This window comes from Paenibacillus sp. JNU01 (assembly GCF_059130585.1).
On the sequence record NZ_CP169723.1, the window covers coordinates 2,199,843 to 2,212,065 of the forward strand.

Annotated in this window: 14 protein-coding genes; 5 read left to right on the top strand and 9 right to left on the bottom strand. The window is 45.3% G+C overall.

Annotated elements, in window-relative coordinates:
- Positions 1–64: 64 nt before the first annotated feature.
- Positions 65–1,093 (bottom strand): LacI family DNA-binding transcriptional regulator, encoded by a 1,029-nt coding sequence (locus NLBNIHML_RS09530; protein ID WP_339256731.1) that lies wholly within the window; start codon positions 1,091–1,093, stop codon positions 65–67.
- 163 nt (positions 1,094–1,256) lie between these two features.
- Positions 1,257–2,204 (bottom strand): metallophosphoesterase family protein, encoded by a 948-nt coding sequence (locus NLBNIHML_RS09535; protein WP_339236602.1) that lies wholly within the window; start codon positions 2,202–2,204, stop codon positions 1,257–1,259.
- A gap of 94 nt (positions 2,205–2,298) precedes the next feature.
- Between NLBNIHML_RS09535 and NLBNIHML_RS09540 the strand changes: the two genes are divergently transcribed.
- The gene (locus NLBNIHML_RS09540; protein WP_278298690.1) at positions 2,299–2,673 is read left to right on the top strand and encodes an iron-sulfur cluster biosynthesis family protein; all 375 of its coding nucleotides are present in this window, start codon (positions 2,299–2,301) and stop codon (positions 2,671–2,673) included.
- 89 nt (positions 2,674–2,762) lie between these two features.
- Here the strand turns inward: NLBNIHML_RS09540 and NLBNIHML_RS09545 are convergent, their stop codons facing one another.
- The 7 genes from NLBNIHML_RS09545 to NLBNIHML_RS09575 all read right to left on the bottom strand — a co-directional run bounded on the left by NLBNIHML_RS09545 (position 2,763) and on the right by NLBNIHML_RS09575 (position 7,084).
- Complete coding sequence (locus NLBNIHML_RS09545) at positions 2,763–3,206, bottom strand: hypothetical protein (protein WP_494354250.1); 444 nt, start codon at positions 3,204–3,206, stop codon at positions 2,763–2,765.
- A gap of 95 nt (positions 3,207–3,301) precedes the next feature.
- Complete coding sequence (locus NLBNIHML_RS09550) at positions 3,302–3,772, bottom strand: NUDIX domain-containing protein (RefSeq protein ID WP_494354251.1); 471 nt, start codon at positions 3,770–3,772, stop codon at positions 3,302–3,304.
- 456 nt (positions 3,773–4,228) lie between these two features.
- On the bottom strand, positions 4,229–4,630 hold the full coding sequence (gene arr / locus NLBNIHML_RS09555) for an NAD(+)--rifampin ADP-ribosyltransferase (protein ID WP_494354252.1): 402 nt from the start codon (positions 4,628–4,630) through the stop codon (positions 4,229–4,231).
- Positions 4,631–4,685: 55 nt separating this feature from the next.
- Positions 4,686–5,126, bottom strand: a complete 441-nt coding sequence (locus NLBNIHML_RS09560) for a DUF2178 domain-containing protein (protein ID WP_494354253.1) — start codon at positions 5,124–5,126, stop codon at positions 4,686–4,688.
- Positions 5,127–5,333: a helix-turn-helix transcriptional regulator gene (locus NLBNIHML_RS09565; protein WP_339236614.1), complete on the bottom strand. Its 207-nt coding sequence runs from the start codon at positions 5,331–5,333 to the stop codon at positions 5,127–5,129.
- A 192-nt stretch (positions 5,334–5,525) separates the two neighbouring features.
- The gene (locus NLBNIHML_RS09570; protein ID WP_494354254.1) at positions 5,526–6,242 is read right to left on the bottom strand and encodes a class I SAM-dependent methyltransferase; all 717 of its coding nucleotides are present in this window, start codon (positions 6,240–6,242) and stop codon (positions 5,526–5,528) included.
- Between the two features lie 191 nt (positions 6,243–6,433).
- A complete protein-coding gene (locus NLBNIHML_RS09575) occupies positions 6,434–7,084 on the bottom strand; it encodes a hypothetical protein (RefSeq protein WP_494354255.1) in 651 nt (216 codons plus the stop codon).
- 320 nt (positions 7,085–7,404) lie between these two features.
- Between NLBNIHML_RS09575 and NLBNIHML_RS09580 the strand changes: the two genes are divergently transcribed.
- The 4 genes from NLBNIHML_RS09580 to NLBNIHML_RS09595 all read left to right on the top strand — a co-directional run bounded on the left by NLBNIHML_RS09580 (position 7,405) and on the right by NLBNIHML_RS09595 (position 12,040).
- Positions 7,405–9,084: a PucR family transcriptional regulator gene (locus NLBNIHML_RS09580; RefSeq protein WP_494354256.1), complete on the top strand. Its 1,680-nt coding sequence runs from the start codon at positions 7,405–7,407 to the stop codon at positions 9,082–9,084.
- A gap of 231 nt (positions 9,085–9,315) precedes the next feature.
- Complete coding sequence (locus NLBNIHML_RS09585; protein ID WP_339236628.1) at positions 9,316–10,092, top strand: ABC transporter ATP-binding protein; 777 nt, start codon at positions 9,316–9,318, stop codon at positions 10,090–10,092.
- Positions 10,092–10,958 (top strand): ABC transporter permease, encoded by an 867-nt coding sequence (locus tag NLBNIHML_RS09590; protein WP_339236631.1) that lies wholly within the window; start codon positions 10,092–10,094, stop codon positions 10,956–10,958. The genes NLBNIHML_RS09585 and NLBNIHML_RS09590 overlap by 1 nt, the downstream gene beginning before the upstream one ends.
- A 53-nt stretch (positions 10,959–11,011) precedes the next feature.
- Entirely contained in the window at positions 11,012–12,040 is a 1,029-nt protein-coding gene (locus NLBNIHML_RS09595; RefSeq protein ID WP_494354257.1) for an ABC transporter substrate-binding protein, read from the top strand.
- The last annotated feature ends 183 nt before the right edge of the window (positions 12,041–12,223 follow it).

Genomic DNA, 12,223 nt, shown 5'->3' on the forward strand with positions numbered 1-12,223 from the left:
ACGCACTCATTATATTTCACCCTTCGAGGAAATGTCAACGCTTTCTTTTCCAATTACAGGCCCTTTATCTTGCAGCAGGTCCTGTACTTTGACGCACTATTAGCTCCGGTCGCAGAATAATCTGCTTCTTCGGTTTGCCTTGGTTAATCAGCTCATGCAGCACGTCCACAGCCTGTTTGCCAAGCTGATATGTGTTCTGGGATACGGTCGTCAGTTCCGGTATAACCGCACTGGCGAGAGGTGTATCATCAAAACCCACAATGGATATATCCTTCGGAATGGAGAGCCCGTGCTCAATCGTCGACTTGATCGCACCAATGGCTGTGTTGTCATTCACACATATGACTGCGGTTGGCGGATTGTCTCGATCCAGCAGTTTGGACATTTCCCTTTTGCCATCGTCGATGGAGAAACTTCCGAGCAGCTGCCGTTCTTTCGGTATTTCGAGCCCATGCTCCCGAAGTTTCTTCTGCACCGCTCTGACCTTGACCATGGTGGTGGATAACTCTTTCAGCCCGCCGACAAAGGCGATATCACGATGCCCCAGTTCAAGCAAATGCTCAGCTGCAAGGGCCGCCCCTGCTCCTTCATCGGTATACACCCGGTGGAACCCGCCTTTGGCAATATTGCCATTGACCAGCACGATCGGCATGCGTTTGCCCATATCAATCAATTCCTGCGCCATGTCATCCGGACAGACTTGCATGTTGATTCGCCCGCCGAGAAAAATAATCCCGTCTACCCGCTTTTCTCGCAAGATGGACAAATATTCAGATTCCCTGTTGTAGTCGCCTGCGGTATTGCAGAGAAAGAACGTGTATCCTAACCCGCGAGCTTCATTCTCCGCGCCCCAGAAGACTTCCGGGAAAAAGGGATTCGTAATGTCCGGCAGGATGATGGCGATGGTACCCGTCTCTTTCTTGATCAGACTGCGCGCTTGCGCATTGGGCTGAAACTGGTGTTTTTCGATGATGGACATAATCTTCTCTCGGGTGCTTGCACGCACAGGTGCCGTATCATTCAGCACTCGGGAGACTGTCGCTACAGATACGTTTGCTTCCTTGGCGATGTCGTATATGGTGATCGGTGTCATAGCGGAACCTTCCTTTTTCTCTAATTTTCCCTATTTTCCCTGCTTATCATACCAGATAAGGAATGCCGATGAAATGGGTTCCATTGAGGGGCTGTGAAGACAGGAGGAGAAGCTTTACCAAGACACCGCGAAAAAAGTAAGCTTCGCCTCCGTCAACCGTCACTTAACGTGTCCAAATAAACAGCTTGCTGTCGGCATTCACAATCTGTGTGCCATTGCTCAGCTCAACCAGCGACATATCCCAATGGGTATGTCCGCTGAACACCACCGTCTCCGGCCCGGCCTCCAGGGCTTGCCGGATGAGCGGTTCACCCCTAAGCCCAAGCTCGGCGATGCCCGGGCTTTGATGCAAAAGCAAGCAATCCGGCTGCTGCTTCAGCAGCTTGCGTACGGATTGCAGGTACTGCTCTGCCGGCAGCCGGCCCGGCTTGTCCGGCCTGCCGATGATGCCGCCCAGGCCCGCGATGCGCAGCTGGCTGGGTTGGGCGGCACTTGGCGCAGGGCCACCCGTTGGGGGGCCAGCGTTGATCATTGCGTCTGGGCCATCCATGGCATGGATGCCCTCGACGCTGTGCAACCGATGAGCATCTGCCTCATCGGTGAGATCGTGGTTGCCGTGCACGCCGGCAACCCAGCCGAAGGCTGCCCTGAAGGCGAGCCAGACGGGTACCGGATTGCCGCTGGCTCCCCTTTTCCCGCGCAGGGCATACAGGTCTCCACACATCAACACGCCTATACGTTCCGGATCAAGCTCAGGCCACTCCACTTCCAGCAACAACCGGACGTAAGCAGGCAGGACTTCGCCAAGAAGTTGATCCTCAGAGGTACTTTGCATAGGGTTGCTATCCACTTCGGCATTCGTTTTAACGCTGTTGTACGTCTCTTCATTAGAAGCCGTCGCTCCGCCAAAGTTGGCATCTTTACTCCGCTCCGTAGCAGGCACAACTCCTTGCAGATCCGAGGTCACAATGAGTGCATCCACTCCATCGGGCAGCCCCGAGACTGTGCCATGATACATGGGTAGTTGGGCTTCGACCACCTCTCCCCCGGAGATGGTATTCAGATAGGTGAAGTGTTCCATCGGCTGATCGTCCAACGTTACGATTCTCATGGGACATGCCTCCTTTTCCTTTATTTTACCTTCTAATCTGCATTCGTGGTCCATATATTAAAATGTAAGCGAATTCAATGGAGATTAGAGGAGTGTGAACGACGTCATGATCATTCAAGTCAGTCCGCTGGCAGAAGCAAGACTTACTGAAAAGCTGGGAGATCGACCAGGCTATTTCAAATTGTTTTATGATACCGATGGATGCGGTTGTGACGGAATTGCGGTACTTCTGATCTTAAACGAACCGGATAGCGATGATGTTACCATAGAAGCGGGTTCGCTTCCATTTGTCATCAACAAACAGCAGCAGATTTACTTCGAAAATTGTCTGCGTCTGCAATCCGAGCATAGTTTCCCTTCGTTCCGACTGAGCAGTGATTCCATGATCTACGGCAGCAACGTTAAAGTCCATGATTTACGAGATACCGCTGATATTGCTCCTCAACCCACCGGATGGCTGGTGCGATAAACCTTGCATAAAGCACGATAATCAAAACCTCCCAATCCCAGATGTTCTGCGGGACGGGAGGTTTTTTTATCAATTGAAAGGGTGCATGATTACTTCAAAATAATTTCAATCGGATCCATGGCTAATGCGATATCCGCGGTCATATCCACATAGAGATTTTTTTTCCCTTTTTTGCTCACCATGAATTCATCTTCGACCTCAATCACTTGACCTGTCTTAAACTCAGTATAGTACCCCACATCCGCATAGCTGCGTTCCTCCTCACTACCGGAAAAGAAAAAACGAATGATTGGTTTTCCATGGGTAACTTCAACGGGTTTGATACCTGTATATTCTAAAGTCCCTTTTACTTTCATTGTCTCACCCGTGCCTATAACAGTTGGTGTTGTGACTTCGAGAACAAAATCAGATGCGACTACACGTTTAGTAACTGTATCTTCAAGTTTCTCTGTTGATGAACAACCGGATAACATCATGAATACCACTGAGACCAACATTAAGATGCTATTACTCATTTTATTAATAGTAATCACCCCTCTCATACTCTAACGAATGATATATGGAGAGGGTTGCTCAATACGTTCATTGATTTCCCTGCAATATTGCTTACGCTTAGTTCAATCATGTATCACACGAATTCGATTAATTTCCTATCTATTTCTGCGATATCACCAATCTCGGATGTGCCATCCCAAAGAATTATTGAAGAAGCTTCATCGTTTTCAACAAAATCATCAAGTCGGCACAGTTCACCCATGAACAGAGCTCCATACTCTGTCCTTTCCGGTCCATGAAAACTTGGCTGGAGTCTAAACTTCATTAGCCCTTTGAACTCAGCTGTATCCAGAATTTGATTGGTTTCCTCATACAATTCTCTAATTACACATTGCTCCGCATGCTCTCCAGCTTCAATAATCCCCCCTGGAAGTTCCCAGTTTTTTCTCCACTTATTATGCATGAATAGATACTTTCCTTGGCACTTTACCACAATTAGAGCATGTGTTAGTGGAGCATCCAGTTTACTTGTAATGACCTTATCGTACTCGATACGAATAAATTCCAAAAAAATGTTACCTCTTGAATCTGTCATGATTGCCATTTACATTCCTCCATTTCTTGTGAACAAAAATAAAAAAACGCGCTAGACCTAAGTCCTGCGCGTTCATAACACAGGATGGGAAGCGCGAATAGCGTTAGACCATTCTCTTAATCATCGATATATGGGAATAATACCCACTATTACACTTTAGAGTCAAGTATATAATTTTGCTCATTTACCTATATCGTAACTCTTGGATAATCACATCGTTTAGCGAAAATTCAAAAAAAGCGACTTTCGATAAACCTAGGCTTAACAACATCCCGGTTCAAAGTTACAGGTACTTGTCTCATAAACGGGATGAATTACTAGAATACGTTTTTTTCATGTAACCCTTTAGCTACCTACTCGGAGCTACTTTTTTTGTGTTACTTAGCTATCGTTTCCGTTAGTTCAATGCCGAACATCAGCATATATAGTACTTAATAGAAGTCTACCGATCATTCAATAGTTAGACTAATTTAGAATCTCACCTTTATCTATTTTCGCCAAGCGTTTATGCCAAACTGCGAGTTGTTCAGGCGTTTGTCGCACCCAATCTTTCACTTCGCCAACAACTTTTAGTGGGGCTTTGCTGCGATATGATCGCGTCGGATTACCTGGGAATTTCTTATCCGTCACATTTGGGTCATTCTCCCATTCCCCTGTTGGTTCAACAAGATACACGCGCGGTTCACCACCGCCTTTTGCCAACTCCGCAGCTAACCCAGCCCCATTACGTAAAGCTGTAAAATAAATGTGATTCATCACAACATCCGGATTGTAATTCGAGCGAAAGCCAGCTGTGAGCAAATCCCCGATCTGCAAATCTGCTCGTGTGCCATGATAAAAAGGACCTTTGTCAAGAATTTCAGCCATCTCGCCACCACCCCCAAATTTAGTAAGATACTCTATTTTATCACGAACCTGCCTCTTAGATTTTTCTCGTGTAATACATCCATAGTGCCAAAAATACGATTAAAACAAATAATAAACAAGTTAGTAAGGTGTAAAATATCATGGGATTAAAGAAACCGGCAATCATGGAGGCTATGCCCAGACTAATAAGAATAATTGCTACGCTAAGTGTGCCTGCATTCTGGAGTATTGTAACACTCCGCTCGTCATTCTCCTCAATAAACTGCTTCTTCAGCTCGGCTTCATTTTTGCTGGCTTTCATATACCTGACGAGAAAATAAGTGACGGCCACTTCAACCCCGATAAAAGCTCCTGTATGAAATCCCTTTATAAAACTAGGCAGAGCGGGCAGTCCACCTCTGTAAAATATAAGTCCTACATAGATCAATATCGTAGCAGCAGCTACCAGTGACAGTGCGTTTTTGCGAGTTTCTACTTTAATCTTGAACTTGTCCACTTATATCTCCTCCACTTCGCTGAAATCAAAAACTTCTTCAATAGCGAGTCCAAAAAAATTCGAAATTTTGTAAGCAAGAATGAGGGAAGCCGTATACTTTCCCCTTTCTAGAGAAGTGATGGTTTGCCGGGTAACACCTACAATTTGTCCCAACTCTTCCTGTGACAGTTTATGCTGCTTACGCAGTTCTGCAATTCTTGTCTTCATGTAATCACGTCCTTGCAATGTTTACTTTGCATTTTTAGCATAGTTGACTTTGCATTTTGTGTCAAGTTAACTTTGCATTCCTTATGAATTAACCCGCCCTTTATTTGAAAAAAATAAAAATAAACAGCTGATCACATGGATCAGCTGCTTTCTGACATTTAAGGAGTGCTAATATGTTGCATTCTAATTTCTCTATTTTACACAGTGAAAAATAAAGGATCGACTTTTAGAATTTGCGTGTTTAAATTCCCAATCGCCATATGTTTCAATTTTCGAAAACCCTGTTTGTTTCAGCGACTCATCCAATTCTTCTTGATTTCGAAATCTGATCTGCATTTTTTCATGAACTATGACTTCGTCTGTTTTTGTATTTTTCACAGTTTCATAGAAAGTATAGATATCTCCCTCAAACCCTTCATATTCTGTAGAGATTTCAAGAGGGTCTCCACTTCGCATATCTTTAGCTAAGTCCGGCGTCCCGTCCTTCTCCCACTCTTCCCACACTTTAACCAAAGGGTTTCTAATATCAAAAATAAAGTGGCCGCCAACGTTTAGGGATCGAAATACGTCTGAGATTACTTTCTTCCAACTATCATCAGTTAGAAATACCTGTGCCACATTGGCAGTCATAATAACCGCGTCATTGGTATTGGTTTGTAAATTTGAGCTATCTCCTACAATCCAATTCACTTTGCCTGCATTATCTTTAATTCTGGCTACTTCAATTGCTTCTTCATGGGGATCAATAGCTGTAATTTTATAACCGTACTGAACAAGATGAGTCGTCCATCTTCCTGTTCCGCAGCCTAAGTCAACGATAGACTCTACTTTTAATTTATTTAGTAAGGCAAGGAAAAACTCGTCGTCTTTTCCCCAATGGTTAATCTGGTCATATACTAATGGAATCATAGATGTTGTTCCCACTTTCTGTAGCATTTTTACTAGTTCATCAGATAAGAAAGGGTTTAGTCAATTAGTGTATTGCCCGTCACCTGAACAAAAGCAGCTGATTAGGTTAATCGGCTACTTTCTGTGGTTTATTGAGCTATCGTATTCCCTTAGTGTAACAAATGACGACTGGGACTGATATCATTAACAATTCAGTATCTTTTGAAACCGAAATGCTTTTCAACTTCTAATAACATCTGCTCTTTATTGGACTGAGATGATCTCATAAAGCATTTTAATTGATACTGCTCCGCTTGTTGCAGGTAATGATTCGATGCTTTAACCACTGTATTTAATGTTTCGTCCCGTGCACGTTGTGGATCTGATAAATTAGGAAACAGACCCTCCATGCCTCTCAGGTGATCTCGATCCAGATAATCTGCTCGAATGAGGTCATCTTCTGCAAACATATAAATAACTCGGTTGGGGTCAGCAATCTCCCTTAGATAAGCAGGTTCCATAAAAGTATCTACTACGATTGGCTTCTCTTTCCCCATCTGTAACAAATCCAAGATGATAAATTCCACACTCTCGTCAAACACGGAATTTAACCAGTGATTTCTATCATTCCCTCGCCCTAAAAAGAACCATTCCCAATCAATGAAATGTCGCAAAATTGCTGGATGATCCTGCGGATTAGCCTTTTTTTGATAATCGAACGTGTGGTCATCTGAAGAATAATAATTCATATTCCATTTTGAAGAAAGCAAATTAGTCATCGTGCTTTTTCCGCCGCAAGGGCCTCCACATATCCAATAAACATGATCTAAATATTGTCTTAATAGTCGGTCTGAAATTTTCATGGTATGAACATCTCCTAGTATAAGATTATTTTCTTATAAGAGAGAATGTCTCTTGTCCTATTTGCACTAAATGTCCAAGTAGCTGGCATTTTTACACCGCCTTTTAATTTCCATTTTCTCACAAAGTTAACCAATTGTGAATCTTAGCTTATGTACCAGAGTCATAGTTCACGCAAACACACCTAATCCACCTCAGCATTTTGTACAATCTGCTTAAAAAATCAATATCATTTAGCCTCTTTATCCAAACTCTTCTTTACGCCCACCTCACTTAATGTTAGATTTTATAACATATAATAACGAAAGCGAGTGGGTTGAAGATGGATCTGCAACAGTTATTGACTATCCCCATTCTATCCAAAGCAAAGGTAATTGCCGGACATCGCGGACTAGATCGTTTGGTGCAATCGATTAATATTATGGATGCCCCAGATATTGTACAATTCCTGAAACCCGGAGATATGCTGCTGACCAACGGTTATATTCTGAAAGACCGCCCAGATGCTCATATTGGATTCATTACCGACATGCATGCGATCGGTTGTGCAGCGCTTGCGGTCAAGACACAGCGCTTCTCTCTTGAATTATCTCCACAACTGCTTGAGACAGCCGACAGGCTGGGCTTCCCAATCATCGAGCTGTCGGAGATCGACAATACACTTGGTGAAATATTTCAACAATCGATTAGCGCCATCCTTCAGAACAAAACCCATGAGCTTCACTACGCCTTATCTATTCACAAACAATTTTCCACGATGATTATGCAAGGAAAAGGTATACCCAACATCGTAGATACGTTGTCTCAGTTACTCTCTTCACCCGTTCTTCTGCTTGGTTCCAAGAAACAGATTACGGCAAGCTCCCATTATGCACAACAGATGGATGACCAGTCTCTCGCAGGGCCCTTACTGTCATTTATAGATGAGCACCCTTCCTTCCATACCGCAATCTCGATCTGCCTGCTTACTGCTGATACATATCGACACGCCGAACTTCATCCCATCTTCACGGATCGGCACGAGGGCTATTTGATCGCACGATACGATAGTTCCGCAAGTTCTAAACTCTCCACCCTGGCACTGGAGCAAGCCGTCAATGTAATCGGTCTGGAGTTAACCAAGAAGCAAGCCGTCAAGGAACGCTCCCGCCGTTACAAAAATGAATATTTCTCCGATCTCATTCAAGGCTTCATTCGTTCGGAACAAGAAGCACTGCACCGCGGCAAGAAATACGGGCTGCAGGCAAAAGGAAGTTCCGTTCTCATCATCGCCAAGATGGATGAACCTTTACCGAACAATCCTAATCGCATTCTCACTCCCTCAGGAGAAGAGCGTTTCATCTCGGAACGAGATGCTAATTACGAGCTGATTAAGCAGGAGTTCACCAAACTGGATCTTTCTTTTGTCATGTTCACCAAGAACGACCAGTTTGGTATACTCGTCTTTTTGAACGAATCGTCTTGGGACGAACACACCGTTACTCAGCAACTTGAGCGAATCGCAAGCAATCTGTATACGGAGTCGCAGCTCAGCTTATCCTTCGGAATAGGCAATCCCTATACGAATGTATTGGATATCGGACTCTCCTATAAGGAAGCAGTCAAGGCGCTTCAATCCGGCTATCAGATGCGAAAGACCCGCTTCGCCCATTCCTATCAGACGATGGATATAAGTCGCCTGCTGCGTATGATTCCCCACGATGAAATGTTGCAGTTCCATCAAGAAACCTTTAAACCCTTCGAAGGCCGAGATCCAAACGAGCGCAGCGAACTTATGAAGACCTTGTCCTCTTTCTATGAGAACCATTGCCAGATCGTCGATACAGCGAAAGAGCTGTTTGTACATCGCAATACAGTGATCTATCGGTTGGAAAAATGCGAGAAACTAACCGGCAGAAACATCAAGGACCCGATGGAGAGCCTTCGCTTCCGACTTGCCTTTGCACTTGAGTCCCTTCTGAAGCTTAATTCACCTCCCAGTGAAGTTAATCATACGTCTTGAACCTAGAACGTGTCATATATAATGACACGTTCTTTTGTTTTTCTTTTCATATCCAATCTTCAATTGTTCATTTTAACTGATTTAATTGTATTTTTATGTTCAAAGTAACTAATGACAACAGAACCCACAGTCTATATGATTAGGAATATATTCATGAATGTCACGTTAATTAACATCAATTCACATCAAGAACCGAACAACCATCAGGCTGTAGGAAAGGGGCTACCTATCATGGCTATACAGATACAAGGCGTATCCAAATCATTTGTCAGTGCAACTGGCGAAGATATTCAAGTACTCGCTGAGGTTTCGATGCAAATCAAGAAGCAGGAGTTCTTCAGTATCGTGGGACCGAGCGGATGTGGCAAGAGTACGATCTTCAATATTATCGCGGGTCTGCTTAAACCAACGAATGGCAAGGTTATCGTCTGTGGCGAAGAGATTGATCAGACCACCGGGCATGTCGGCTATATGATGCAAAAGGATCTGCTGCTGCCTTGGAGAAGCATCTTGGACAATGTCACGCTAGGTTTGGAAGTGAAGGGCATGTCCAAAAAAGATCGCGGCGATATTGCCATGGATTATCTGGATCGTTATGGCCTAGCTTCATTCGCAGAAGCCTATCCCTCCACACTATCAGGCGGTATGCGCCAACGTGTAGCCCTCATACGTACCCTCGTTACCCAGCCCGATATTATATTACTGGACGAACCCTTCTCCGCACTTGATTATCAGACCCGACTCATTCTGGAAGATGAGATCTTGTCTATCCTGAAATCCGAGGGCAAGACAGGCGTGCTTATCACGCATGACATTGAGGAAGCCATCGCCATCTCCGACCGCATTGCTGTCATGAGCAAACGACCAACGACCGTGAAGCAGGTGTATGAGATTGGTCTCGCCTCGCAATACGGTTCAGCACTGAAAGCCCGCTCCGACCAGAAGTTTAAACAGTATTTTGAATCGATCTGGGCAGAGCTTGATATCCAAATGGGGAGGATCAGCTAATGAAGAGCACATCACCTGAAATTACCCTTGCCGGAAAGCCTGCTGGAGTTGTGAAGAGCAAACGCAGACAGTCCACCTTCTCCAAAGAATGGCTCATAACGATGCTGTGGCGGTTCATTATTGTAGCGGTCATCCTGGTGATCTGGGAATCCGCCGTTCGTCTGAAACTAGTTAACGGATTCCTCATGGGATCACCAAGCGCCATTCTTGATGCCGCCATCACGATGGCCAGCTCAGGGCAACTGCTTACAGACGCTTTTGCAACGGTGAATGCCACTGTTATCGGCTTCGTAGCAGGGAGCTTAATCGGCTCGTTGGCAGGATTACTCATGTGGTATTCCAAGTCCGTTGCCCGTGTGCTCGATCCGTTCATTGTAGCGATGAACGGTATTCCGAAGATCGCACTCGCCCCCATGATTATCATCTGGTTCGGTTCAGGCATCTTCTCCAAGATTGCTCTTGCCTCTGTCGCAACGTTTATCGTAGCGCTATTATCCGCCTACCAAGCGACGCATCAAATCGACGAATCCCAGATTAATCTGATGAAATCCTTCGGTGCGAAGAAATCACAGATTTTCCGCAAAATTATCGTTCCTTCCTCTCTGCCATGGATCATCTCGGCCTTCCGGATCAATATCGGTTTGGCATTGGTGTCTGTCGTAGGTGGAGAATTCATCTCTTCTGACAAAGGACTCGGACACATGGTATTCGTCGAAGGCAACCTGTTCAACCTTCCGGCCGTATGGGTTGGCGTGTTCATGCTTATGCTGGTCGCCATGCTACTCTACACCTGTGTCGGTTATATCGAATCCCGACTTCTTCCATGGAACGACAACAAGACCAGCAGCAAAACCACATCTGTCTAAACTGACCCGCAACGACTAACTTAACTACAACCATTAAAGGGGCCTGGTGACTAATGCGTACATTCAAAAAGATAGCTATTCTGGCAACGATGACGATGATCTTGACCACACTGCTCAGCGCATGCGGAAGCAATGCCGCAACACCTGCAAGTGGCGGAGGTACATCCAGTAATGAGGGGCATGATACTGCGAAGGTGGATAAAATCATGGTGTCCGAGGTGTATCACAATCTGCTCTACCTTCCGCTCTATGTAGCGAATAACCAAGGATTCTTAAAGGAAAATCGCATTGAGCTATCCTCCATCCGTGCTGCCGGAAGTGGACCAACAGCATTGTCTTCGGTCATCTCAGGCGAGTCTGCATTCTCCTTCCACGGTCCTGAGCATGTCGCATTCGCGAATGCAAAGGGCGGCGATGCTCGCTCACTGGTCCTTCTATCGGGCAGTGCTCCAGTATGGGCCGTTGCGAGAGAAGGAGTAACGGTGAACTCGACAGCGGATTTCAAAGGTAAAACCATTGTTGTAGGTTTGGCACCCACAAGCTCCAACAGCTTACTACGGAAGCTTTTCGCTGACAATAACATCGATATCGACAAAGATGTGACGATCACCGAGGTTCAGAATGGCTCCGAACTTGGTGCTGTATTAGCCGGCAAAGCCGATATTGCTATCGTTTACGAACCCCAACTGGATCAAGGCGTTGCTGAGGGGTTGCACATTGTCCATGATTTCACGAAAGATTATCCTGACTTCGCCTTTGCAACGATGAATACAACCGCAAGCTTCATTGAGGAGAATCCTGACCTCACCCAGCGCTTCGTCACCTCTATCGAGCAAGCCCTGGACTATATTCAATCCAATCCTGATGGTGCCAAAGCAGTCGCTGTGAAGGAGTTCCCCAATCTGGACAAAGAAGTCGTGGAACAAGCCGTACAACGTATGATTGATAGCAAGGTATACCCTGCTGAGGGGCTCATCAATGAATCCGCCTTCGGGACGGCAATGGATATGCAGCGCTTCATCGGCAATTTGAAGGAAGACCTCGCATACGAGGACATTATCGATTCAAGCTTCACCAAATAGAGAGAGAAAGGGTGATTACTCTGAACCAAGACGACTATCTCACACACCGCCGCACGGAAAGTGCGAAATACGCAAACGGAGTTATTACTAGCGAGGAGCTTGCTCTATTTACAGCCGACTTGGAGCTGATTCGAGGTTTCAAGTTGTCAGAAGAAGTCGGCCCCAATGCGCCGCATAGGAGGG